The sequence below is a fragment of the Cryobacterium sp. Y82 genome (genome assembly GCF_002929495.1).
Taxonomy (GTDB): domain Bacteria; phylum Actinomycetota; class Actinomycetes; order Actinomycetales; family Microbacteriaceae; genus Cryobacterium; species Cryobacterium serini.
Map to the genome: position 1 here is coordinate 128,018 of NZ_PJJJ01000033.1, position 24,031 is coordinate 152,048.

The window sequence follows — 24,031 nt, forward strand, 5'->3', positions numbered from 1 at the left end:
GGCTGACGTCGAGTTTTTGGCTGATGTCGAAATTTTTGGCTCTGAAATAGGAGGGAGGCCTGTAAGCTGGAAATTTGCCTAGCGCGGAAGGCACCTAGCGGTGTACCGCGATCTACACCCCTGGTGGTTTCGCAAAGCGCCGCAATCTATTCTTCAAGAAGGTCTTAACGTGAGTGCACTACCCGAAGTACCGGCGAAAACGCCGAGCAGCAGTCCTCCCAAAACCCGCCGCTTCGCTGTTGCAGCACCTCGGGTGTTCTATCCGGCGCTCGGCATCATTCTGGCCGTCGTCATCGTCGCCATCGCCTTTCCGGTTCGTACCGGCAGCGTGCTTGCCCTTCTCCAGGGCTGGGTCGTCGCCGGCCTCGGCCCGTACTACGTCATCGTAGTGGCGGCGTTCGTCGTGTTCGCCATCTGGATGGGCCTCAGCCGCTTCGGCGACATCAAGCTCGGTAAGGACGACGACGAACCTGAGTTCGGCATCATGAGCTGGTTCGCGATGCTCTTCGCCGCTGGCATGGGAATCGGCCTCGTCTTCTGGGGTGCTTCCGAGCCGCTGACCTTCTTCACCAACCCGAAGCCGGGCGTCGAGGGCGACAGCGCCGAGCTCGCCTCCGCGGCCATGTCGCAGACCTTCCTGCACTGGGGATTTCACGCCTGGGCGATCTACGCCGTCGTCGGTCTCTCGTTGGCCTACTCGATCCACCGCAAGGGCCGCCCGGTCTCCATCCGCTGGGCGCTCGAGCCGCTGCTCGGCACCCGCCGGGTGAAGGGACGACTCGGAGACGCGATCGACGTGATCGCCATCGTCGGTACCCTGTTCGGTGTCGCGACCTCGCTCGGCCTCGGTGTGCAGCAGATCGCCGCAGGCCTGAGCTATCTCGGAGTCGTCGGCGACGTCACCAACACGCTCCTGGTGATTCTCATCGTGGTCATCACCATCATCGCGACGGCCTCGGTCGTCAGCGGTGTCGGCAAGGGCATCAAGTGGCTCTCCAACATCAACCTCAGCATGGCCGGGCTGCTGCTCGTCGCCGTGCTGCTGCTCGGCCCGACGATGTACCTGCTGCGCGTTCTCGTGCAGTCCCTCGGCGGCTACTTCCAGGATGTCGTCGGTCTCACCTTCGCGACCAGCGCATACACCGGCCAGGCCGGTCTCGACTGGCAGGGCGGCTGGACCGTCTTCTACTGGGGCTGGTGGATCTCCTGGGCCCCGTTCGTGGGCGTGTTCATCGCACGAATCTCGCGTGGCCGCACCGTTCGACAGTTCATCGCCGGAGTGCTGCTCGTTCCCACGTTCGTGACCTTCGTCTGGTTCGCCGTGATGGGCGGCAGCGCCATCCGTCAGGCCTGGGAAGGCGACGGCGGCGGTCTCTTCGACCCCGAAGTCGGCATCGTGCCCGAGAACGTGCTGTTCAACCTGCTGGGCAACCTGCCGTTCGGCGTGATCCTCTCGGTGATCGCGGTCATCGTCATTGCGATCTTCTTCATCACATCAGCCGATTCGGGTTCGCTCGTCATCGATATGCTCGCTTCCGGCGGAGACACCAATCCACCCAAGTGGAGCCGCATCATGTGGGCCAGCCTCGGCGGGCTCGTCGCCATTGCCCTGCTGCTGGCCGGCGGACTGGCCGCTCTGCAGACGGGTGCCATTTTGACCGCCATCCCGGTGAGCGTCGTCATGATCGGTATGTGTATCGCCACCTACCGGGCCTTCCGCATCGAACACGAGGTTCTGGTGGCTGCCGAGCGGCGCCAGCGGCGTGAAGAGATGGCTCGTCGCATCGGCAAGAGCGTCACGGCGCACCTCGAGGAGAACTTCGACGACCACTTCGGTGAGCAGGTCGACGGACACATCGAAGCGGCCCTGACCGACGATCTGGACCGTCGGCCACGCTGGGGCCGTCGTCAAAAGAACTAACGGCTGAATCGGGTCAGGGTCGCTACATGCCGTTGGCGGCCCTGACCCGATTGACCAGATCGCGCCACGGGCCGCTCACCTGGGGTTCGGCGAGTACCACCTCGTGCGGGGCGCACCGAATGCGGTAGGCGAATCGGTCGGGGGTGGCCTCGCTGTCGGTGACGTCATCCCAAGGTAGAGAATTCAAGAACTCCGCCCACGTGCTCGGGTCGGGCTGTTCTTCGACCCGAACTTCCCAGGTCAGGCGGATTCCCGCCATCCCGCCGCTGCGCGAGACGATGACTTTCATATCGTGATGCTACTCCGGTGGCAGCGGTGCCGTTGGCGCGGGCCGCGGTTTTGGCGGTGCCGGCTGGGCGGGGGGAAGAGGGGCGGGAATCGCCGCCACCACGCCCACTGTCGCCCACGCTTGCAGGACCGCGTTGTGGGCGGCACCTCCGATGCCGTACAGTCGCGCCGCGGTGTCGGCCGTCGCCCGAGCGAAAGCAGCAAAGTCGCTCTGGCGGTTCAGCGCGGTACCCGTCAGTGTGTCGTACCAAATGTGGCCAGGGGTCTCCCAGGCGTTGCCGCCGAGAGTGTCGGCAACCAGGTAGAAAGCGCGGTTGGGGATACCGGAATTGAGGTGCACTCCGCCGTTATCGTCGTCGGTCTCGATGTACCCCGCCATATCGCCCGGCTGCGGGTCTTTACCGAGCACATCGTCATTGAATGCGGTGCCGGGCGCTTTCATTGAGCGCAGGGCAACGCCCTCGACCCGGTCCGTGAACAGGCCTTCGCCGATCAGCCAACTGGCTTCTGCCGTCGATTGCTTTTGGGCGTGCTGCTCGACCAGGGCACCGAACACGTCGGAGATGGACTCGTTGAGGGCCCCCGACTGGCCCTGGTACTGAAGATTCGCCGTAAATTGGGTCACCCCGTGCGTGAGCTCATGACCGATCACACTGGGCGAAATCGTGAAGCGGTTAAAGATTTGTCCGTCGCCGTCGCCGAACACCATGCGCTCGCCATCCCAGAAGGCGTTGTCGTATTGTTTGCCGTAGTGCACGGTCGCCTCCAGGGGAAGTCCATTCCCATCGATACTGTCCCGCCCGAACTGAGTCCAATACAGCATCTGCGTGGCACCAAGACTGTCATAGGCCTCATTGACGGCCGGGTCACCGCTGGCAGGATGGCCCTCGGCACGCACAGGCCGACCGGGCAGTCGTTCCTGACCATCGGCATCCGAAATTGTGCGATCTGACTCTCCCGGGGTACGCGCCGGCCGGGTACGAGCCCCGGAATAAGCAAACGGATGCACCCCGCCACGCAATTGCCGAATCTGCGAGTCCCGCAGTAAGGACGCTCGTGCGGCGGCCGCGGCCCGCGCGAATCGGGGATCGTCAAGCTTTGCCAGCCTGACCAACAGATAGGGCGGAACGATCGTGCACAGGGTGTGGCGCTCGGGAGTGTCCATGTGCAGAGTCTGGCACCGGCCGCCGACATTGCAACTACGCGTTGAGCGCGGCTGAATAGACTCGACGCATGCGCTTTGGAATAATCATCCTGCCGCAGGACCCGTGGTCGATTGCCCGCAGAAAATGGCTCGGGGCCGAGCAGTACGGCTTCGATTACGCCTTCACCTACGACCACCTTTCCTGGCGCTCGCTCGCCGATGAACCATGGAACGCGACTATCCCCACCTTGACTGCTGCTGCGGCCGTGACCGAACGCATCATGCTCGGCACCTTTGTCTCGTCACCGAACTTTCGGCATCCGGTGCCGTTCGCCAAAGATGTCGCTACGGTCGACGACGTGGCGGGCGGGCGGTTTCTACTGGGTATCGGATCGGGCGGTACCGGGTTTGACGCGAGCGTTCTCGGCCAGCCGGAGTCCACACCCCGGCAGCGGCATGAACGGTTCGACGAATTCGTCACCGACCTCGACCTGTTGCTGCGCGGCGAAGAACCCGGCCCCACCGATGGCATCAGTTTTGCCGGTGAGTGGTACACCGCCAACAGCGCGCGTATGGTCACCTATGCTGGCAGCGGCCCGACGCGCCACCGGGTTCCGTTCCTGATCGCTGCCAACGGGCCGAAGGGCCTCGGGCTGGTGAGTCGTTTCGGGCAGGGCTGGGTGACTACCGGGCAGGACGGTGTGGCGGGGGAGCGTTGGTGGGCCAGCGTGCGGGACCTCACCCACCGGCTNTGGTGGGCCAGCGTGCGGGACCTCACCCACCGGCTCGACGACATTGTCAGCGGCGGCGGACGCGACCCCCGTGCGATCGACCGCTATCTTTCGCTCGACAGCGGCGGAATATATTCTCTGCAGAGCATGAACGCGTTTGAGGATGCCGTTGGCCGGGCCGCCGAACTCGGCTTCACCGATGTGATCAGTCACTGGCCGCGCGAGCGCGGCATCTACGCCGGCGACGAATCCATTCTCGATACGGTCGCGGCCGCCCTCAAGTGAATCGGCCAAAGAGGCCGGTCGATCGAGGTTTCTCCGCAGCGGATGTCTAGGCTGAGTGCATGCGCGCACAAGACGACCCCACTTCCCTGGTTCCTCGCACTCCGCTGACCGACCGACTCGGCTGGCTCGGATTGCGTAGCGGACAGATTTTGCTCGTCATCCTCCTCTCCGCCGTGGTCATCTTCGGGCTGGTGCAGCTCAAGCTCGTCGTTATCCCCGTGCTGATCGCCATCATCCTCGCCGCGGCACTGAGCCCGGTCATCAACGGCCTGCGTAAGCGCGGCGTCGCTGCGATCCTGGCCACCTGGATCACCCTGCTCGGTGGCATTGCCTTCTTCGGCGGCATCATCACGCTCATCGTCTTTGCAGTGCGCGACCAGTGGGACGAGCTATTCTCCTCGGCCTCCCAGGGCATCGATCGGCTACAACAGTTTCTTATCGAGGGGCCGATCCAGGTTGACGAGAAGCAGATCGACGCCGCGCGCACCGCGGTGGTCGATTTTCTTACCAGCAGCCAGTTCGGCACCGGAGCGCTCGCCGGAGCCTCGGTGGTGTTCGAGCTGGTGACCGGAGCCGTGCTGCTCGTCGTCATACTGTTCTTCTTTCTCAAAGACGGCGGCCAGATCTGGAACTTCTTCCTGACGCCGTTCAAGGGCGAACGCCTCGCCCGCGGACGCCGCATCGGCCACACCTCACTGCGGGTACTCGGCGGTTACGTGCGCGGCACTGCAATCGTCGCCGCCGTCGACGCCACCGCGATCGGCATCGGCCTCGCAATCCTGCAGGTGCCGCTCGCCCTCCCACTGTCGGTCATCGTTTTCCTCGGTGCGTTCATTCCGCTGATCGGTGCGACCGCGGCCGGTGTGCTCGCAGCCTTGGTCGCCCTCGTGGCCAGTGGGCCGACCGTTGCACTCATCGTCATCATCATCGTGATCGCGGTCAACCAGCTCGAGGGCAACTTCCTGCAGCCGGTGGTCATGGCGCAGTCGCTGAAGCTGCATCCGCTCGTCATCCTGGTCGGATTGACCGCGGGAACTATCCTTGGCGGTATCGTCGGCGCCGTACTCTCGGTGCCGATCGCGGCCGTCGCCTGGGCCATCGCCAAAGCCTGGAACACACCGGATGCCCCGCGCCCGGTGGCCGCGCCAAGCCAGTTGAAACGTCGCGTTCGCAAGCGCTAAACCGATCTGCTCGTGCCAACGCTGCAACGTGCGTGATTGGAGAACCATGACCGAGCAGAGCCCATTTCACCTGCCGCGCCCGCAGCTGACCCTCGAGCAGGCGATCGAGTTCGCCAGCGACCGGTTCGGCGTCACCGGCCCCGGCCCCGGCACCGAGCTCGGCAGCAATCAGGACCGTAACTTCCGAATGGAAACGGCCGCCGGCTCGGTCGTGCTGAAGGTCTCCAACCCGGGCATCGCCACTGTGGAATTGGAAGCCCAGAACGCGGCCCTGGCGCACCTGCGCAACCTGGGCCTCGACCTGCCGGCTGCGCTCGCCGGGATTGACGGTGCACAGATACAGCGCGTCACGATCGACGGGCAGAGCCTCGACCTGCGCTTGCTGACCTTTGTTGAGGGAGATCCGTTGACCGACGTCCCACGCCTGTCGGTTGGGCAGATTCGCGCGCTCGGCAACGTTGCCGGTCGCATCGTTCGTGGCCTCGTCGATTTCGAGCACCCGGGAACCGATCGTTTTCTGCAGTGGGACCTGCGACGCGGCGGCGAAGTCATCGATGCCCTCCTGCCGTACCTCGACGACGTGGCGCGCCGGGAGCGACTGCGTAGCGTCACCGACACCGCCCGGCAGCAAGTCGACCGGGTTGCATTAGACCTGCGGGTACAGACGATCCACGGTGATCTGACTGACGACAACGTGGTGAGTCGTGCTGACTCTCCCGATGCGATCACCGGAGTGATCGACTTCGGCGACGTGGCCCAGGGCTGGCTCGTCGCCGAGCTCGCTGCGACGTGCGCCTGCGTGCTGTACCGCAGCCCGCGGCATCCGCTCGCCATCCTCGACACTATCGAGGCTTTCGCCGCACAGGTGCCGCTCATCGACGCCGAAATCACCGCCCTCTGGCCGCTGATCGTGCTGCGCACGGCGGTGCTCGTCGTGAGCGGTGAACAGCAAGTGCACCTCGACGGTGACAACGACTACGCCGACGCCAACCGTGCCCGCGAGTGGCTCGCCCTCGACACGGCGGCAGATCAGGACGGCGCCGAACTCGAAGCACTGATCCGCTTGGCCGTGACCGGCGAGAAGACGCCCGATGTCTTCACCGAGCACCCTCTGGCCGGCCCGCTCGCCCCAGCAGCCCTCCTCGACCTATCGGTCACGAGCGCCGCGTTCGACGCCGGCAGCTGGCTCACGCCCGGCATTGACGAGCGGGTGGCAGTGGACGTCGCCGCTCGCCTCGGCCACGCCGTCACCCGCTACGGCGAGTATCGCCTGTCGCAGACACGAATCGACACGGCCGAGGAATCGCTCACCCTGGCCCTCGGCGTGGAGCTGTACCTGCCCGCCGGGACTGTGATCACGGCGCCGATGGACAGCACCGTCGCGGTGATCGATACCGGCGCGGTGCGGCTCGTAGGTGACCACTTTGACCTGTGGCTGACCGGACTTGACGTGCTTGCCGTCGACGGTCAGTTCATGCGAGCCGGAACCGCTCTCGGCACGGCCACTGCCCGTCTGACCGTTCAGACCAGCCGACTGAGAGGCATCCGCCCGCCGTTTTTTGTGGCGCCCTCTGGAGCAATGCTGTGGCAGAGGGTCTGCCCCGACCCCTCCGCTCTGATCGGGCTCGACACCGCCCGTCCCCTCGCCGATCCGGCCGCCGTGCTGCAGCGCCGTGATGCGTCGTTCGCCCGAGTACAGGAGCACTACTACGTGGCCCCGCCGCAGATCGAACGCGGCTGGAAGCACTACTTGATCGATATCTACGGGCAGAGCTACGTCGATATGGTCAACAACGTCACCACCGTCGGACATGGACACCCGCGCATTGCCGAGGCCGCTCGCAGCCAGTGGTCTTTGCTAAATACCAACTCCCGTTTTCACTACGAAGAGCTCGTACGGTTCACCGAACGCCTCGCCGAACTGGCGCCCGACCCGCTCGACACGGTCTTTCTGGTCAATAGCGGCACCGAAGCCGTCGACCTCGCTCTGCGCCTTGCTTTCAGCTACAGCGGCCATGACACCGTCCTGTCTGTGCGGGAGGCCTATCACGGCTGGTCGATGGCAGCGGATGCCGTCTCCTCCTCGGTCGCCGATAACCCACGGGCGCTCGATACCCGGCCGGACTGGGTGCACCTGATCGAGGCTCCGAACGCCGTGCGCGGCAAATACCGGGGCCCGCATTCTGCGCGGCGATACCTTGTTGATCTCGATGGTGACCTGCAAGCCCTCGAGGACGACGAGCGCACGGTCGCCGCTTTTATCGCCGAACCGGTGTTCGGCAATGCCGGCGGCGTGCTGCTGCCCGACGGTTACCTGGCCGGCGTCTATGACAGGGTGCGCGCCCGCGGCGGGCTCTGCATCGCCGATGAGGTGCAGGTGGGCTATGCGCGCCTCGGCCGATACTTCTGGGGCACGGAGCAGCAGAACGTGGTCCCCGATATCATCACCATCGCCAAGGCGATGGGCAACGGGCATCCGCTTGGCGCGGTGATCACCCGCCGCAAGGTGGCCGAACGATTTGCCGACGCTGGACCGTTCTTCTCTTCTGCCGGTGGCAGCCCGCTGAGCTGCCGCATCGGCCTGACGGTGCTCGACATCATGCGTGACGAGGACCTGCAGAGCAACGCCGAGATCGTCGGACGGCACCTGAAGCACGGGCTTGAACGGCTCGGCGAACGGTTCGACCTGGTCGGTGCGGTCTACGGTATGGGGCTCTATCTCGGCGTCGAACTGGTCAGTGACCGGGCGAAGTTCACGCCGGCAACAGTGGCAGCGGCCCGGCTATGTGAGGAACTCCTACTGCGCGGCATCATCGTGCAACCTACCGGCGACTTTAAGAACGTACTCAAGATCAAGCCGCCGCTCTGCCTCAGCGTCGCCAGCGCCGACCATTTCTTGCACGCTCTCGGTGAGGTGCTTGGCGAGCTCGCCGACTGAGCTAGCGACGTGTTTTCACGGGGGTGGGCGCCGCCGGCTCGGGTTCGGCGATGAAAACCAGGCCTCCGGCACTATTGGCCGAAAGCATGAGCGTTTCGATCCATTCACGATTGATCGTCGGGATTCGGCTGCCGAAATACCGGTAGTAGAGCGTGCTCGTCGGGTCGAGCCAGATGGCACTGCGGCCGCTGCCCTCACCGACAGAATCCGTCCAGGTGAAGACGAAACTTTCGCGTCGACGCAGCTTGGTGCTGATCACGATCTGCAGGTGCATGAGGGCGCGATCGTCGAAGGTGATCACGATGCCCGGATTGCCGTAAAGCAATGTACCCAATACATGCACCTCCTCGATTATTCCACCACTGTAGCGGTAGCCGGGCGAGGTCAGTCCGGCTCGTTGCGGCGAATTCCCGCTGGGGGGCCGCGTCGGTCGCACACTCTGCTAAAGTATGAAGGTTGCCGTTCAACGGCCGCGGATAAAGAGAGCTCAGGCAATTGGCCAAGGGCACCGCGCAGTGAGAGAAAGGGGATCCCACTTTATGGCACTCGAACCAGATGCTAAGAAGGCGATCATCGAAAAGTACGCTACCCACCCAGGCGACACCGGGTCCCCGGAAGTTCAGATTGCAATGCTCACGCAGCGCATTCTTGACCTCACGGAACACCTGAAAGAGCACAAGCACGACCACCACTCACGTCGTGGTCTGCTTCTCATGGTTGGTCAGCGTCGCCGTCTGCTCGGTTACCTGTCGGACATCGACATCACTCGATACCGCACACTGATCGGCAGCCTCGGCCTGCGTCGCTAATCTACTTGTAGCGAAGGCAGCGTTGACAACGCGAACTTCTTCACAACGGGTCGTCGCCTTCGGGTGGCGGCCCGTTCTGCGTACCGGGTTATCTCGAGGGAGACACCGAACGGGTGAGAACGGGGTTGCTAGCATGAGGGTTGGCAATAACGAACGGATATCACTACGCATGAGTCTCTTGCGCACCAAGAGTATTGAAGATTCGATAGCAGACTCGCTGGAGAAGGGTCACAGCCTTAAACGCACCCTCGGTACCTGGGACCTCATGATCATGGGTGTCGCCGTGGCTGTAGGTGCGGGAATTTTTTCCGTAGGGGCAAAGGCTGCCGGCAGTTATGCCGGACCGTCGGTGACGCTTGCTTTTCTGCTGGCCGCTTTCACCTGCGCGCTCGCGATCATGTGCTACGCCGAGTTTGCCTCTGCCGTCCCCGTCGCTGGTTCTGCGTACACCTTCACCTATGCGACTCTCGGTGAGCTGCTGGCCTGGATCATCGGCTGGGACCTCATCCTCGAGATGCTGACCGCGTCCGCCGTGATCGCCAAATACTGGGGCATCTACCTCAGCACCGTCTTCGACCTGGCCGGCTGGAACGTTCCCGCCACCATCGAGGTGCTTGGCCTGGACGTCAGCTGGGGCGCCTTCGTCATCGTCGCCGTCTTCACCGCCTTGCTCGTGCTCGGCACCCAGCTCTCCGCCCGGGTCGCCAGCGTCTTCACGATCATCAAGGTCGCCATCGTCGTCTTCGTCATCGTCGTCGGGGCATTCTTCATCAGCCCGAAGAACTACACCCCGTTCATCCCCGCCGCGGTACCCAGTGAGGGCGGAGACGGTGACGTCTGGATGCAGTCACTGTTCTCCTTCATGACCGGTGCGGCCCCCGCACAGTACGGCTTGTTCGGTTTGCTAGCCGGCGCATCCCTCGTGTTCTTCGCGTTCATCGGGTTCGACGTCGTTGCTACGAGCGCCGAAGAGGTCAAGAACCCGCAGAAAACCCTGCCAAGAGGCATCTTTGCCGGACTGGCCATCGTCACGGTGCTGTATCTCGGCGTGAGCCTGGTGCTCACCGGGATGGTGCCGTACACCGTGCTTGCCGGCGATCCGAACGCGTCACTCGCCACCGCTTTCGTCGCTGTCGGCGCCGGCTGGGCTGCCCAGATCATTTCGATCGGAATCCTGGTCGGCCTCACGACGGTGATCATGGTGCTGCTGCTCGGCCTCTCTCGCGTGCTGTTCGCGATGAGTCGCGACGGCCTGCTGCCGCGCTGGCTGAGCGTCACGAGCGAGAAGCGCCGCACTCCGGCACGAATTCAGATCATCTCCGGTGCCGCCGTCGCTTTGCTGGCCGGCCTCACCGACGTTGGGGTGCTCGAAGAAATGATCAATATCGGCACCCTGTCGGCGTTCGTACTCGTCAGCATCGCGGTCGTCGTGCTGCGTAAGAAACGCCCCGACCTGCCGCGAGCTTTCAAGGTGCCTTTCTCCCCAGTGCTGCCGATTCTCTCGGCTGTGCTGTGCATCTGGCTGATGTTGAACCTGACGACCCTCACCTGGGTGCGCTTCGCGGTCTGGCTGGTCGTGGGCTTCATCGTCTACTTCGCCTATGGACGCCGACATTCCGTACTCGGCATCAAGCAGCGTGCCGCTGCCGCCGAAGCAGCCAGGGTCACTGCAGGCGGGTCGACACTCGTCGACTGACGATCATTGGTCGCAAGTTCTCCGCTCGAGCGCGACCTGGCGCAGCAGATCGGCATGGACCGGACAGATCGGGGCACCGGTGCCCGAGCGATCCGAATGATCACTCGAACTTGGGTTATCGGGTGGATCCGGCCCAGAGCTCCTCGACGGATACGACGAGGGGCGCTGGAACCGAGTTGCTGCCGGAGTAGACCATCAGGCCGATGGAACCAACCGATTGCAGGCCGGCCGTCGAGTCGGTCTTGGTGACCTGCCAGGTGCTGGGTTCGGCCGTGCCAACCTTCCATACCTTGGCGCGAATCGCCGTGGGCGAGGCCCCCGTGACCTGCAATCGAAGTTGTAGTCGATTTCCGGGTGCGTAGGTCAGCCTGGGAACGATCAGATCCACCACGGTCGAGTTCGTGCGCCGAATCTGCAGCTTGACGCTTCCGCTCGGTGCCACGACGACCCTGGCTCCGTAGGACGCGGTGCCGACACGCCGACCGATGACCGCGACATAGGCGGACCCGGTAGTCGGTCGCACGAGGTTGAGGGTTGTGCGCACCTCGGTGTCCTGACTGGACACCCCGTTCAGGTAAGCAGCCCGGGTGGTTCCCGGCGGCGTGGTCAACTGCGCGACTCCACGTACCACGGAGAAGCCGGTGGCTGCGGTCCACGAACCTCCCAGCTCGGCTGATCCCAGGGCGCCGGTGACGGTGCGACCGAAGGTGTCGGAGGCCAGGACGCCGCTAAGTCGGGCGACCTCGGACGCTGCCAACGTGAACGCACCAACGCAGTAGGCAATGGACGTCGTCGTGCTGGGTTTGGCCGGGGCTTCCCCGACGCCCTGGCAGTTTGACAAGAAGCCCGAACTTTTCAGCGAAAGCGTGCTGAGTCCGGCCCAAGCGCGCGTGATAACCGGAAGGTAGGTCGCCGAGTCGAGTAGGCCGGTGCGGATGCCGTATGCCATCGCGTAGACGAAGAGCGCCGTAGCGCTGGTTTCGGGCGCTGGAAAGAGTGACGGGCTGAGCAGGCTGCTGCGCCACATCCCGTCGGATCCCTGGAGCTGGGCCAGCCGGGCAGCCATCGTCTGGAGCATGGTTTTGTACTCGGTGTACTGCGGGTCTGCCGGAGGCAACACCATCAGCGTGCGCGCCATCGCCCCGATCACCCAGCCGTTACCTCGCGCCCACATAACCTTGTGGCCGAGCGAATCACGCTGTCCGACGTACTTGCAATCCCGCCACCACAGCTGTTCGGCAGCATCAAACAGCCCGTCAGCGACGCAGCCGGGCCGCACAGACGTCGTGCCGTCGTTCTTGAGAAAGTTATAGAACTGCGAATGCTTCATTTGATAGGCGGACTTGCCGGTTCGGGTAGCCCAGCGTGGCCACAGAGGCAGGCCCATGAACATCGAGTCGATCCACCAATACCGATTGGCCGCGAGGCTGAGGTCCCCGGCCATGAACCTGTCGGATGGCGCAAGGTTCGCATTCACCCCGACATTCGCGGAGTCCTGCCAGACCTGGATTGCCGCACGGCTGTCGGGGTTGGACGTGGGGCTTGACGGTGCGTCGGCGATCCAGTTGTTCCGTGCGCCCCAGGACTGCAGCCACTGCCGGTAGATCGGATCGTTGGTTTCCTGAACGAGGGCCTCTACCCCCATGAAATAGGGGGCCCATTTCCAACCGGCGTCGGAAGTCGCTCCGCCATTGTGCGCATAGAAATAGTCGGTTGCGGTGCGCGCGGCCTGCACGATCGACGAACGAGATGGGAGCGCCGCAGGAGCAGCCTGCGCGGTCTGCGAGCTCTGCGCGGTTGGCAGGACAACGACGAGAACAGTCAAGAGCAAGGCGAGGACGGTTTTCATGGTGTCAAAGTACTCGGAGGTCGCCATTCCGGCAATGCTGGCGCCGGTGGCTTCGAGCGGGTCTGTTAGGCTTATTGGGGCCGATTCTATGGAATCGACCTGTCCAACTCGCCTGTCATACGGGCACGCGAGCCTTCGTCGCCAGAATGGCGAGAAGCAAACTTAAAGGAGAAAACCCCCACATGGAGGGTCCAGAAATCACGTTCGCCGAAACCGTTATCGATAACGGCAAGTACGGCAAGCGCACCATCCGTTTTGAAACCGGCCGTCTCGCCCAGCAGGCGCAGGGTTCTGCCGCTGCTTACATTGACGAAGAGACGATGTTGCTCTCCGCCACGAGCGTTAGCAAGCAGCCGAAGGATAACTTCGACTTCTTCCCGCTCACCATCGATGTCGAAGAGCGTATGTACGCTGCCGGGCGTATCCCGGGCAGCTTCTTCCGCCGCGAAGGTCGCCCCTCGACCGACGCGATCCTCACCTGCCGCCTGATCGACCGACCGCTGCGCCCGTCGTTCGTCGACGGTCTCCGCAACGAGATCCAGGTTGTCATCACCGTCCTGGCCATCGAGCCCGACGAACTCTACGACGTGCTCGCGATTAACGCGGCCTCCATGTCGACCCAGCTCGCGGGCCTGCCGTTCTCCGGACCGATCGGTGGCGTTCGCGTCGCCCTCATCCCCGACGAGAACGGTGGCGGCCAGTGGGTTGCCTTCCCGAAGCACTCGCAACTGGACGACGCGGTGTTCAGCATGGTCGTCGCCGGTCGCGTTGTCACGGATGCCAGCGGTGTCCAGGACGTCGCGATCATGATGATCGAAGCCGAAGCCACCGATGCGGCCTGGAACCTGATCAAGGGTGGCGCTATCGCGCCGAACGAAGCCGTCGTTGCCCAGGGCATCGAGGCTTCCAAGCCGTTCATCAAGCAGCTCGTCTTCGCGCAGCAGCAGGTAGCCGACGCTGCCGCCAAGCCGACCGGCGACTTCGCGCTGTTCCCGCCGTACCAGCCGGCCACCTACGACGCTGTCGCCGCCCTGTCCTACGACCAGCTCAAGACGGTCTACACGATCGCCGACAAGGTCGAACGTCAGAACGCAGACGACGCGCTCAAGGCATCCGTCAAGACCGCCATCGCGGCCAAGGTCGACGCCGGTGAGCTCGACGCGAGCGCCAACAACCAGGTGAATGCGGCCTACAAGTTGGTTACCAAGCTCGTCGTGCGATCCCGCGTGCTCAACGAGGGCATCCGCATCGACGGTCGTGGACTGGCCGACATCCGTCCGCTCGACGCCGAGGTTGCGGTCATCCCGCGCGTGCACGGCTCGGCCATTTTCCAGCGCGGCGAAACCCAGATCCTGGGTGTCACCACCCTGAACATGCTCAAGCTCGAGCAGTCGATCGACTCGCTGAACCCGGTCACCAAAAAGCGCTACATGCACAACTACAACTTCCCGCCCTACTCGACCGGTGAAACCGGTCGCGTCGGAACGCCGAAGCGCCGCGAGATCGGCCACGGAGCGCTCGCTGAGCGCGCCCTGGTTCCCGTGCTGCCCACGCGTGAGGAGTTCCCGTACGCCATCCGTCAGGTGTCAGAGGCGCTCAGCTCCAACGGATCCACCTCGATGGGTTCCGTTTGCGCCTCCACCCTGTCACTGCTGAACGCCGGAGTGCCGCTGCGCGCCCCCGTCGCCGGCATCGCCATGGGCCTGATCAGCGACACCGTTGACGGCCAGACCCGCTATGCGGCCCTCACCGACATCCTCGGCGCCGAAGACGCTCTCGGCGACATGGACTTCAAGGTGGCCGGCACGAGCGAATTCATCACCGCGATCCAGCTCGACACCAAGCTCGATGGCATCCCCGCCTCCGTTTTGGCTGGCGCGCTGACGCAGGCGAAAGACGCCCGCACCACGATCCTCTCCGTGCTCAACGCGGCGATTGACGCTCCCGACGAGATGGCGCCCACCGCGCCCCGCGTCATCAGCGTGCAGATCCCCGTCGACAAGATCGGCGAGCTGATCGGCCCGAAGGGCAAGACCATCAACTCGATCCAGGACACCACCGGTGCCGACATCTCGATCGAGGAAGACGGCACCGTGTACATCGGCGCCGTTGACGGACCGTCGGCCGAGGCCGCTCGCGCCCAGGTCAACGCCATCGCGAACCCAACCAACCCCGAGGTCGGCGAACAGTTCCTCGGAACCGTCGTCAAGATCGCCGCGTTCGGTGCCTTCGTTTCGCTGCTTCCGGGCAAGGATGGTCTGCTGCACATCTCCGAGGTGCGTAAACTTGCCGGTGGTAAGCGCGTCGAGAACGTCGAAGACGTGCTTGGCGTCGGCCAGAAGGTTCTCGTGGAAATCACGAAGATTGATGACCGTGGCAAGCTGTCGCTCGCTCCGGTGCTCGAAGAGGCTGCTGACACCGAAGGTCGCGCTGCGGCTTCCGACAGCGCAGACGCTTCTACCGAGGTCTAGCCTGTCCTAAAGTTCTCCCGATCACCTCTCGCCAGGTCGGTCGGGTAGACGGAAGGCCCGCACTGCTTGCAGTGCGGGCCTTTTCGCTTCTGGAGCGCAAACCGCAGCGCACGCACGCCTTGTCGCGCCCGATATCCGGGCCTACGTTCGCGGCATGACAAATAAACGGATGAATTCAGGATTCCTGCCACGCATTGGCGCGGTCGCCCTGGTCACTTCTGCCCTGCTGGCGGGCGCAGTGAGTGCTCCGGCACTCGCGCAGACGGACACCGCTCGCTCAGCCCCAGCCCCAGCCGCGGCATCCGCTGCTGGATACGTCGCCCTCGGCGACTCGTTCACCTCAGGCCAGGGTGCCCCGCCGTACATTCTCGACGGTACCAACTGCCTGCGCTCCACGCGGGCCAGTTACCCTATCTTCTCCGCCCTGGTCAGCTCCTATAAACTTTCGTCGAACAACGCCTGTTCCGGCGCCGCTATCGGGGATGTCTCCGGCCAGCTCCTCGGCGTCAGCCCCGGTACCGCGCTGGTCACGTTGACCGTTGGCGGCATCGACGCCGGCTCCAACGTGGTGTTGGCTGCTTGCGCCCCCGACCCCGCCAACGTGATCTGTACTGACGCCATCAGCAAAAGCGTGGCTCAGCTCAATGTTCTGGCTCCCAGGCTCGCGGAAACCTACGGGCTCGTGGCAGCGGCGCTGCCGCAGGCGAAGATCGCGGTGTTAAGCTATCCGCGCCAGTTCAAGCCGGGATTTTCTGCGCTGGGCACTGTGCTCAATGGCGCGACCGACGCGCTGAACCTCGTTATCAAAGGCTCCGTCGAGGCGATGGACACTCCGCGTATCCGCTTTGTTGATGCGTCGCAGGAATTCGCCGGGCACGGCATCGGGTCACGCATACCGTTCTTCGCGTTTGATGCGCTGAACCCGTTTGCCCTGGCGAATTTTCACCCGAACGCATTAGGTAACAGTCTCGGCTACGCGCGTGCCCTCCTCAACGATGGGCTGCTGCGCCGGTAAGCGCGACGCGTCACACGCTATCTAGTTGAAAGAATCATAAGGTAGCGATATACTAAACCGGTGCTCTCCTCTGGTCTATCCGTCGCCCAATTGAAGTCTGACTTGTTCAAGTCGCTCGGACATCCGTTGCGCGTGCAGGTTCTGGAACAGCTCGTTTCCGGTGAACGCTCGGTCGGTAGTTTAGCCGAGGCGCTCGGTTGCGAGCTGTCCAATCTGTCACAGCAGCTTGGCGTTCTGCGTCGGGCCGGAGTGGTGGTGACACGCCGGGAGGGCAACTCCATTTTCTATGCCCTGCGAGATGCAAGCTCGATTGAGCTGCTGGCTGCAGCCAAGCGTATGGTGCTGGCCAACCTGACCGACTCGCACACTCTGCTCCGCCACCTCGAAACGGAGCAGTCCTCGCCCACAGCCGGCTAGGCGCCGTCAGCCTGGCTACAGGTCGTTTCCCGCGTATGAGAGGTTGAAACTCTTGTTTGCGAGCGGAAAGTCGGGAACGATCGTCTCCGACAGGGCATGCGGCACCGCGGGCCAGTTCAGAAACGACGGGTCGACGATTTTCACCCGGCTGAGTGTGCCGTCGGCGGCGAGTTCGACGCGGTGCGTCGTTGTACCCCGCCAGGCTTCCACGAGGGCCAAGCCGGTGCCGGTCGAGGTCGGGTTCACACTGAACGCGGTACCGGTGTGACCCCGCAGACGTCGCAGCAGGTCAAGTACGACGGCGGTCGACACCTCAAGCTCACGCGCGCGCACGGTGTACCGGGCCAGAACGTCGCCGCCCTCTTCAGTGACGACGTGAAAGACCTCGCCGAGGCTGACGAACGGATGCTCGGAGCGCGCGTCGGAAGTGATACCCGACGCGCGGGCGACATAGCCGAGTGTTCCAATCGTGGTGGCCTGGGCTTTGGACAACCGGGCTGTTCCGGTGAAGCGACCGCGAACGATGGCGTGGCCGAGAGTAATGCCGACCAGTTCGGCCATGGCTGCGCTCACTCTGGCGAGGTCGGCTGCAGCGGGGAGCGTGGTCACGCGCGTGCCACCGACGCTGAGGGCACCGCGCAGCAGACGATGTCCGGTGACCGACTTGTTGATTCGCATCAGCTGCTCACGCAGGCCCTGCGCGTGCGCGTCGATGATGCCGAAGCCTACGTCATTGGCGAGCGAGCCGAGGTCGGTCACATGGTTGTAAAGACGTTCAAGTTCCAGCAGCAGCGCACGCAGTAACCGGTCGGGCTCGGAGACGTCTATACCGGCTGCCTGCTCGACCGCCATGACAAAGGCGAGGGAGTGGCCGACGGCGGTGTCACCGCTGATCTGTTCGGCCAAAAGCACGCCCTCGGCAGCGGTCTTGCCCTCGAACACCTTCTCGACACCGCGGTGCAGGTACCACTGGCGGGCTTCCATGCGCACGATGGTCTCACCGACCACCGAGAACCGAAAGTGACCGGGCTCGATGATGCCGGCGTGGATCGGGCCGACCGCGATCTCGTAGACACCGGGGCCTTCCACCGGCACGAACGGAAACGACTCAACGTCAGGCTCGAACTCGGGCACGACGGCGTTGGCGCGCAGCATCGGGTACCAGCCGCGCGGCCAGTGGCCGTGGCGCACCAGCCGGTGGGGCTGCGGGTGATTGCGGGGAACGACACCGTAGAGGTCCCGAATTTCGCGTTCGAAGTTGCCTGCTGACAGGGATATTTCGGCGAGGCTGGGAATCCAGGCGTCGTTCCGCGGCACTCTGACCGAGAGATCTGCGCGCAGTGACGGGGTGGCTCCGACGAAGGAGTAAACGATGCGAAAGTCGTCGTCGGCCTCGTGGCAGGCGACGAGGGCCAGTCGGCTACCGGCATCCAGCAGTGCGGCGGCAGCGCTCGGTAGTTGGGAGCGGGCCAGTTTTCGCAGTTCGGTTCGATCAGACGCCAGGTTATCGGCGGCCAGGTCTTGCGGCGTTCGTTCATCACGCATTAGTTGCTACCTCCCAGAACGGCTGTGGCCTGCAGCAAAAGAGTGCCGACCGGTTCGGCGACGAACGCGACCGTCGCCGTTGCCGCCAGGGCCAAAATGATCGGCAGGCGGGGGCCGTGGGCCGAGTAGTCGGGAGTGAACGCAACGTCTTTCGCGGGACCGCCAAGGGTCATCTGAACGGTCAGGCGGGTAAATGCGGCAAAGATCACGAGCAGCAGCACCAGGGCCGCTCCGACTACGCCGCCGAGGCCCGCCGACCAGCCGGCCATGATGATGCCGACCTCGGAGAAGAAGATGCTGAACGGGGGAAAGCCGACGATGGCTGCCATCGCGATAAGCCACGGCACGGCGAGGCCGGGCCGTCGCACCAGCAGGGCGCGCACGTCGGAGATCACCGGGGTGCCCTCGATCTTAAGGATGCGCCCGGAGATCACGAACAGGGTCGCCTTGATCAGGCCGTGACCGAGAACGTACAACAGCACCGAGGGGAGCGCGGCAGGCCCGATGGCGACCCCGATGGCCATCAGGCCCATGTGTTCGATGCTGGAGTAGGCGAGCATCCGTTTGTAATCGCGTTGGCGGATGAGCAGCGACGCGGCCACGAGCAGCGAGAGCAAGCCGCCGATGCTGAGCATGGTGCGCAGAAACTCCGGGCCGATCACGAGGTTGGTGATCGACTGGATGCGCAGGATGGCGTAGAGAGCGACCGAGAGCAGAACTCCCGACATGAGGCCGGAGACCGGCGCCGGCGCCTGGCTGTGGGCGTCCGGCAGCCAGCTGTGCATCGGGGCGAGGCCGGCCTTGGTCGCGAAACCGAGCACCGCGAGGGCGCCGCCGGCGGTGATGAGTGCCGGGTCGAGGCCGAGGTTTGACTGACTGAGCAGCAGCCAGGACAGCGTCGGGGTGTCGGTGCCGACGGACGCGGCGTAGATGAAGCCGATGCCCAGCAGGGCGATGGCCACGCCGACCGAACCGAGGATGACGTACTTCCAGGCTGCCTCGAGGGAGCGACCGGTTCGGTGGTGACCCACGAGGAAGGCGGTGGCGATGGTGGTGGCCTCGACGGCGGCCCACATCAGGCCGATGCTGTCGGCGAGGACGGCGAGGGACATGGCCGCCAGGAACAGGGCGATGAGGGCCTCATAGCTGGCGGCGACTTTCGTGCGGCTCGATGCGGCGCTGCTGAGCCCGCCCCAGGTCGCAATGAGGCCGACCGCTCCGACGACGCTGATCATGTAGGCCGAGAGGGCGTCGGCGCGCAGCAAGCCGCCGCCGCTTTCGGGCACGGCACCGTTCAGCACGGCACTGACCAGCAGCAGGCCAGAGATCAGGACAGCGCTCGACGCGGCGACGCCGACGAAACGGCGCAGCGCTGAGGGGCCAAGGAGCAGGCTGAGCCCGGCGAGGGCGAGCGGTGCGACCAACGGAATCCACAATATTATCGTCATCAATCGTGCAACTCCCTAAGCTGATCGACGGCCGTGCCGCCGAACTTGTTGCGCATACGGCCCGCGAATACATGCAGAATAAGCACCACCAGCAAAACGTCGAGGGAGAAAGCGAATTCAAGCAGAATCGGTACCCCGCCGCTGGTCAGAAACGTAAGGGTGGCGATGCCGTTGTCGAGCACGAGAAAACCAATGAGCTGTGATCGGGCACGGCGTCGACTGATGAGCAGCAGAAACCCGATGAGCACCATGGCGAGGCCGATCGGGGCGGCGTGGCCGGTGCTGCTGTCGCCGAGACCGAAGACACGACTTACGACGACATAGCTCAGGATGGTCAGCAGGGTGACCGTCAGGAGCGCCGCGGTCGGGTTGAGCCGGGGCGATTCTTGAATTTGCTTGATTGCTGCCTTGGATTGGTGGGCGAGCACCCAGGGAAGGCCGAGGCCCTTGACCGAGAGAATGAGCAGGGACACGATGACCAGCTCAGACTCGCCCTCGGCAATCCCAATGACCGCCACGAGAGCTGCGAGGGCGATGCCCTGTAGCGCGAGTAGTCGAATCGATGCGAGCAGGGAGTGTCGCCAGACCATGAGCGCGCTCGTGAGCAGCAGGGCGCCAGCGCACAGGCCGATGAGTTGGGGGTAGATGTTCTCAAACACGAATGCTCCTCAGGCGACCAGGTAGGAGGCGGTGACGGCGAGGAAGGCGAGGGCGAACGAGCCCGCGAGCAGCTCCGGCACTTGGAACAGACGCACCTTGGCCAGAAAGACCTCGCCGACACTTAGCAGCACGCCGAGTAGGAGCACCTTGACGGTGATGCTGACGACGCCGACAGCCAGGCCGATGGCGCTGAAATCCGTCACGATGCCCCACGGCACCGCCAGGTTGCTGACCAGGCCGAGCAGGGCGGCCAGCTTCAGCCAGGAGCCGACTTCGAGCCAGGCCAGGTCGCGTCCGCTTGCTTCGAGGATCATCGCCTCGTGCAGCATGGTCACCTCAAGATGGGTGCCCGGATTATCGATGGGAAGGCGGGCGGTCTCGGCCATGATCGCGATCGACAGGGCGACGAGGGCCAGCACGCTGACCGGCGAAATGATGACCTCGGGGGAGAGCAGCCGGGTTTCAACGATGACCGACAGGGTGCTGGTTCCAGCCGGGATTGAAAAAGCGTAAATCGAGAGCAGCAGGGTTGGTTCAACGAGCGCCGCGACCGTCATGTGCCGACTGGAGCCCATGCCACCGAAGGCTGTTCCGCCGTCCAGGCCGACGAGCGCGAGGGCCACGACGCCGATCAACATGACGGAGACGATGACGAACAGGTCGCTGGGAACAAGTGCGAAGGGAATGGTGCCCACCAACGGCAGCAGCACGCACAGCAGCAGGCTGGACACGACCAAAGCGACCGGGCCTGCCCGCAGCATCCAGCTGCTGTCGGTGGCTCGCACCGGGTTTTTTGCCAACAACTTGCGCACGTCGCGCCACGGCTGCCAGATTCCCACCCCGGCCCGGCCTTCGATCGTGGCCCGCACCTGGCGGATGACCCCGATCAACACCGGGGCGAGGAAGATGAACAGAACGACCTGCACGAAGGCGATGATGATGGCGTTCATAGCGAGACCACAATCAGCACGATGAGAAGAGCAACGAAAGAATAGGACAGGTAGCGGTGGATGCTGCCGTTGGCGACGTGGCGCACGACGATTCCGTAGCGCTGGATTAGGTTGAGCACCGGTCGATATAGCCGGGTTTCGAAGACGTCCGAGACGCGCTGTTCCACCCGCACCCGCTCCACCAAATATCGGGACTCGGCCACGTGGGTGACCTGCACGTCGCGTGACGGCTTGAGCACGTCGTCGAAGACCCGCATGAGCGGCTCCGCGTAGGAGGTTGCCGTGTACTGCATACGCGGCCGTGCCCGGGAGCCGCCACCACCCCAGGGCAGCTCGACCGTGCGATGTGGATACCGACGGGCCGACACGATGATCGAGACGATCACGGGAATGGCCACCAGTGCCGACAAAACGACGAGCATGATCGGGTCGAGTACCGCCCCGATACCCGGAAGCGAGACGCCGCCGAGGCCGACGGACTGCACGGCGGCGTCCGGGTTCGGGCTGACGGTGTGCGCGACGAGCGCGGCAATCGGTCCGGGGAGCAGTCCGAGGGCGAGCACGAAAAGGGCGCCGAGGGCGAGCGAGAGTTGCATTAGCGGCGGCACCTCGCGGGCATCCGCTGCTTCGATGCTGCGTGGTCGAGCCAGGAAGGCGATGCCATAGGCCTTGACGAAGGTGAGCAGGGCGAGGCCGGCGGTGAGAGCGACCACAGCGACGGCCACGGGCATGGCAACGGATGCTGCGACCGAGACGACCGCCCCGTCAAGGCGACCGCCGTGAATGAGTGATTGGAGCAGCATCCACTCGGCGACGAAGCCGCTCGTGATGGGGATCGCGGCGGCGCCGAGGCTGGCAATCCCGAAAGCCGTGGCGGTGACGGGCATGCGGGCGCCGAGCCCGCCGAGCCGGTCGAGGTTGCGTTCGCCGGTGGCGTGGATGATGGCGCCGGCGCCGAGGAACAGTGTCGATTTGAACGCCGCGTGGCTGACGGCGAGGAGCAGGGCGGCCACGAGCGCGGCATCCGCTGCCGCTTGCGCGTCGTAACCGCGCAGCAGCATGCTCGCGCCGAGTCCGAGAAAGACCAGGCCCATATTTTCGGTCGTCGAGTAGGCCAGCAGTACCTTGAGATCGCTCGACACGGACGCCTGCAGAATGCCATAGAGAGCGGATGCGCCACCGACGACCATGATCGCAATGCCCCACCAGGCGGGGCCGTCGGGCAACAGCCGAACGCACACCAGCAGACCGCCGTAAACGCCGATCTTGACCATCGCGCCACTCATCGCAGCCGAGACGTGGCTGGGAGCTTCGGGAAGCACCCTGGGTACCCAGACGTGCAGCGGCACCAGTTCAGCCTTGCCGCCGAAGCCGAGCAAAAACAGCACGAAAGCCACGTTCGCAGGCCCCGGTTCGATCGCTTGCAGGCTGCTGAAGCTCGTTCCGCCCGAGGCTGCGGCGAGCACGGCAAAGCCAGCGAGAATGAAGAAGAAACTCAGCTGCGACATCGCCGAGTACCAGATTCCGGCCGAGGCGACCCTCGTGCGGCTGGCGTGGTCAGCCAGCAGCAGCAGGGTGGAGCCGAGGGTCATGATCTCCCAGGCCAGCAGAAACGAGACCGAGTCGGTCGCGGCCGGCACCAGCTGCATGCCCACGAGGAACATCGGCATGGCAACCCAGGCGGTGCGGCTCGCGTCGGGTCCGCGGGTGGAACTCATCGAGTAGAGCGAGACGAGAATGCCCACACCAGAGACGATGAGCATGAACAGGCCACCGAGGCGGTCGGGGGCCAATACGAGCGGGTCCATCGGCAGGGTGATCGAAATGCGCAGGCTACCGGTGCCGCCGAGCATGGCCCCGAGGCCGGTCAGAAAGCCGGTGACCGCGATGAGGGCGCAGAGGATGCCGCCCGCCCGCGATCGCAGAGACGGTGCCGCCGTCAGAGCGGTCACCACGGCCAGTGCGCCGAGGCCGAGTTGCAGGAGCAATCCTGCTTCCATACCGGTCATCGGCCGGTCATCCGGCGCAGGGCGCGCACAATATCAGTCGGCTCTGGCGGGCTCCCCGGTACCTCGATATCAACGTGCACGAAATCGGAAACGGGCCCGCTGATGCCGTAGCCATCGCGGAAGACGCCGCCATGCAGGGCGCAATCACCGACCGCGATCACGAACCGGGGCGTGGGGGTGGCCTCGATGGTGCGCAGCATCGGCTGAGCCATATTGCGGGTCACGCTGCCGACGATGAGCAGCACGTCGGCGTGCCGCGGCGAGGGAACCAGGCGCACGCCATAGCGTTCCACGTCGTAGACGGGGCCGAATGCGGCAGCCACCTCGAGTGCGCAGTCGTTGCAGCCACCGGCATTGATGAAACGCACCTGCACGCTGCCACCAAAGACCGAAGCCCCTGCAAACAGCGGCGGGCCAGGCGGCGCCGGTTCGGCAATGCGTGAGCCGTGCCGAATGAGGGTGGCCAATCGCAGGAAACTCATACAAGTCCCCGGCGTGCATGCATGTTCACGACACTGCTGCCTTCTCTGGGGAACGCGAAAGTCGAAGATGTTGGGCAGGCGACGGATGGCGCGGTGCGTCTGGTTGAGTGCAAGACTACCAGCGCAGATAACTTCATTACTTCTTTATATAACTATATGAAGAATTTAGCAAATAGATCGGGTTTGGACCGC

General features: G+C 64.3%; 19 protein-coding genes. 9 read left to right on the plus strand and 10 right to left on the minus strand.

From position 1 onward, the window contains the following. Positions 1-169: 169 nt before the first annotated feature. On the plus strand, positions 170-1,921 hold the full coding sequence (locus CXY70_RS10470; RefSeq protein WP_233205884.1) for a BCCT family transporter: 1,752 nt from the start codon (positions 170-172) through the stop codon (positions 1,919-1,921). 22 nt (positions 1,922-1,943) lie between these two features. Here the strand turns inward: CXY70_RS10470 and CXY70_RS10475 are convergent, their stop codons facing one another. Continuing rightward, positions 1,944-2,210: a protealysin inhibitor emfourin gene (locus tag CXY70_RS10475; RefSeq protein ID WP_104192305.1), complete on the minus strand. Its 267-nt coding sequence runs from the start codon at positions 2,208-2,210 to the stop codon at positions 1,944-1,946. Between the two features lie 9 nt (positions 2,211-2,219). Next, positions 2,220-3,374 carry a M4 family metallopeptidase gene (locus tag CXY70_RS10480; protein ID WP_104192306.1) on the minus strand — a complete coding sequence of 385 codons (1,155 nt, stop codon included), beginning with the start codon at positions 3,372-3,374 and terminating at the stop codon, positions 2,220-2,222. 68 nt (positions 3,375-3,442) lie between these two features. Here CXY70_RS10480 and CXY70_RS10485 point away from each other — a divergent pair, with 68 nt between their 5' ends. Genes CXY70_RS10485 through CXY70_RS10495 form a run of 3 tightly spaced genes read left to right on the plus strand, consistent with a single transcriptional unit; the run spans position 3,443 to position 8,488 of the window. Further along, positions 3,443-4,369, plus strand: a complete 927-nt coding sequence (locus tag CXY70_RS10485; RefSeq protein WP_104192307.1) for an LLM class flavin-dependent oxidoreductase — start codon at positions 3,443-3,445, stop codon at positions 4,367-4,369. A 59-nt stretch (positions 4,370-4,428) separates the two neighbouring features. Beyond that, positions 4,429-5,550, plus strand: a complete 1,122-nt coding sequence (locus tag CXY70_RS10490; protein WP_104192308.1) for an AI-2E family transporter — start codon at positions 4,429-4,431, stop codon at positions 5,548-5,550. A gap of 46 nt (positions 5,551-5,596) precedes the next feature. After that, positions 5,597-8,488, plus strand: coding sequence for an aminotransferase (locus CXY70_RS10495; protein WP_233205885.1), 2,892 nt, complete (start codon positions 5,597-5,599; stop codon positions 8,486-8,488). 1 nt (position 8,489) lies between these two features. Here CXY70_RS10495 and CXY70_RS10500 read toward each other — a convergent pair whose 3' ends face one another. Beyond that, positions 8,490-8,822, minus strand: coding sequence for an ATP-dependent DNA ligase (locus CXY70_RS10500; RefSeq protein WP_233205886.1), 333 nt, complete (start codon positions 8,820-8,822; stop codon positions 8,490-8,492). A gap of 205 nt (positions 8,823-9,027) precedes the next feature. Here CXY70_RS10500 and rpsO point away from each other — a divergent pair, with 205 nt between their 5' ends. Both rpsO and CXY70_RS10510 read left to right on the plus strand, forming a co-directional pair. Beyond that, positions 9,028-9,297, plus strand: coding sequence for a 30S ribosomal protein S15 (gene rpsO / locus CXY70_RS10505; protein ID WP_092112143.1), 270 nt, complete (start codon positions 9,028-9,030; stop codon positions 9,295-9,297). 169 nt (positions 9,298-9,466) lie between these two features. Next, positions 9,467-10,993: an amino acid permease gene (locus tag CXY70_RS10510; RefSeq protein WP_104192310.1), complete on the plus strand. Its 1,527-nt coding sequence runs from the start codon at positions 9,467-9,469 to the stop codon at positions 10,991-10,993. 115 nt (positions 10,994-11,108) lie between these two features. Here CXY70_RS10510 and CXY70_RS10515 read toward each other — a convergent pair whose 3' ends face one another. Continuing rightward, positions 11,109-12,869 (minus strand): glycoside hydrolase family 88 protein, encoded by a 1,761-nt coding sequence (locus tag CXY70_RS10515; RefSeq protein ID WP_104192311.1) that lies wholly within the window; start codon positions 12,867-12,869, stop codon positions 11,109-11,111. 155 nt (positions 12,870-13,024) lie between these two features. Between CXY70_RS10515 and CXY70_RS10520 the strand changes: the two genes are divergently transcribed. The 3 genes from CXY70_RS10520 to CXY70_RS10530 all read left to right on the plus strand — a co-directional run bounded on the left by CXY70_RS10520 (position 13,025) and on the right by CXY70_RS10530 (position 16,745). Further along, complete coding sequence (locus CXY70_RS10520; RefSeq protein WP_104192312.1) at positions 13,025-15,313, plus strand: polyribonucleotide nucleotidyltransferase; 2,289 nt, start codon at positions 13,025-13,027, stop codon at positions 15,311-15,313. A 154-nt stretch (positions 15,314-15,467) separates the two neighbouring features. After that, positions 15,468-16,328 (plus strand): SGNH/GDSL hydrolase family protein, encoded by an 861-nt coding sequence (locus CXY70_RS10525; RefSeq protein ID WP_104192313.1) that lies wholly within the window; start codon positions 15,468-15,470, stop codon positions 16,326-16,328. A 60-nt stretch (positions 16,329-16,388) separates the two neighbouring features. Beyond that, the gene (locus CXY70_RS10530) at positions 16,389-16,745 is read left to right on the plus strand and encodes a helix-turn-helix transcriptional regulator (RefSeq protein ID WP_104192314.1); all 357 of its coding nucleotides are present in this window, start codon (positions 16,389-16,391) and stop codon (positions 16,743-16,745) included. A gap of 15 nt (positions 16,746-16,760) precedes the next feature. Here the strand turns inward: CXY70_RS10530 and CXY70_RS10535 are convergent, their stop codons facing one another. Genes CXY70_RS10535 through CXY70_RS10560 form a run of 6 tightly spaced genes read right to left on the minus strand, consistent with a single transcriptional unit; the run spans position 16,761 to position 23,839 of the window. Further along, complete coding sequence (locus CXY70_RS10535) at positions 16,761-18,290, minus strand: NADH-quinone oxidoreductase subunit C (protein WP_104192315.1); 1,530 nt, start codon at positions 18,288-18,290, stop codon at positions 16,761-16,763. Beyond that, positions 18,290-19,738: a proton-conducting transporter membrane subunit gene (locus tag CXY70_RS10540; RefSeq protein WP_104192316.1), complete on the minus strand. Its 1,449-nt coding sequence runs from the start codon at positions 19,736-19,738 to the stop codon at positions 18,290-18,292. The genes CXY70_RS10535 and CXY70_RS10540 overlap by 1 nt, the downstream gene beginning before the upstream one ends. Further along, positions 19,738-20,397, minus strand: coding sequence for a hypothetical protein (locus CXY70_RS10545; RefSeq protein ID WP_104192317.1), 660 nt, complete (start codon positions 20,395-20,397; stop codon positions 19,738-19,740). Before CXY70_RS10545 ends, CXY70_RS10540 begins: the two co-directional genes overlap by 1 nt. 9 nt (positions 20,398-20,406) lie before the next feature. After that, positions 20,407-21,348 carry a respiratory chain complex I subunit 1 family protein gene (locus tag CXY70_RS10550; protein ID WP_104192318.1) on the minus strand — a complete coding sequence of 314 codons (942 nt, stop codon included), beginning with the start codon at positions 21,346-21,348 and terminating at the stop codon, positions 20,407-20,409. After that, complete coding sequence (locus CXY70_RS10555; protein WP_104192319.1) at positions 21,345-23,357, minus strand: proton-conducting transporter membrane subunit; 2,013 nt, start codon at positions 23,355-23,357, stop codon at positions 21,345-21,347. Before CXY70_RS10555 ends, CXY70_RS10550 begins: the two co-directional genes overlap by 4 nt. Further along, a complete protein-coding gene (locus CXY70_RS10560; RefSeq protein ID WP_104192320.1) occupies positions 23,354-23,839 on the minus strand; it encodes an NADH-quinone oxidoreductase subunit B family protein in 486 nt (161 codons plus the stop codon). Before CXY70_RS10560 ends, CXY70_RS10555 begins: the two co-directional genes overlap by 4 nt. Between the last annotated feature and the right edge of the window lie 192 nt (positions 23,840-24,031).

Coding starts and splice junctions, on each gene's coding strand:
- CXY70_RS10475 (WP_104192305.1), bottom strand. CDS start 2,210: ATGAAAGTCATCGTCTCGCGCAGCGGCGGGATGGCGGGAATCCGCCTG.
- CXY70_RS10480 (WP_104192306.1), bottom strand. CDS start 3,374: ATGGACACTCCCGAGCGCCACACCCTGTGCACGATCGTTCCGCCCTAT.
- CXY70_RS10490 (WP_104192308.1), top strand. CDS start 4,429: ATGCGCGCACAAGACGACCCCACTTCCCTGGTTCCTCGCACTCCGCTG.
- CXY70_RS10495 (WP_233205885.1), top strand. CDS start 5,597: ATGACCGAGCAGAGCCCATTTCACCTGCCGCGCCCGCAGCTGACCCTC.
- rpsO (WP_092112143.1), top strand. CDS start 9,028: ATGGCACTCGAACCAGATGCTAAGAAGGCGATCATCGAAAAGTACGCT.
- CXY70_RS10510 (WP_104192310.1), top strand. CDS start 9,467: ATGAGTCTCTTGCGCACCAAGAGTATTGAAGATTCGATAGCAGACTCG.
- CXY70_RS10515 (WP_104192311.1), bottom strand. CDS start 12,869: ATGGCGACCTCCGAGTACTTTGACACCATGAAAACCGTCCTCGCCTTG.
- CXY70_RS10520 (WP_104192312.1), top strand. CDS start 13,025: ATGGAGGGTCCAGAAATCACGTTCGCCGAAACCGTTATCGATAACGGC.
- CXY70_RS10525 (WP_104192313.1), top strand. CDS start 15,468: ATGACAAATAAACGGATGAATTCAGGATTCCTGCCACGCATTGGCGCG.
- CXY70_RS10535 (WP_104192315.1), bottom strand. CDS start 18,290: ATGCGTGATGAACGAACGCCGCAAGACCTGGCCGCCGATAACCTGGCG.
- CXY70_RS10540 (WP_104192316.1), bottom strand. CDS start 19,738: ATGACGATAATATTGTGGATTCCGTTGGTCGCACCGCTCGCCCTCGCC.
- CXY70_RS10550 (WP_104192318.1), bottom strand. CDS start 21,348: ATGAACGCCATCATCATCGCCTTCGTGCAGGTCGTTCTGTTCATCTTC.
- CXY70_RS10555 (WP_104192319.1), bottom strand. CDS start 23,357: ATGACCGGTATGGAAGCAGGATTGCTCCTGCAACTCGGCCTCGGCGCA.
- CXY70_RS10560 (WP_104192320.1), bottom strand. CDS start 23,839: ATGAGTTTCCTGCGATTGGCCACCCTCATTCGGCACGGCTCACGCATT.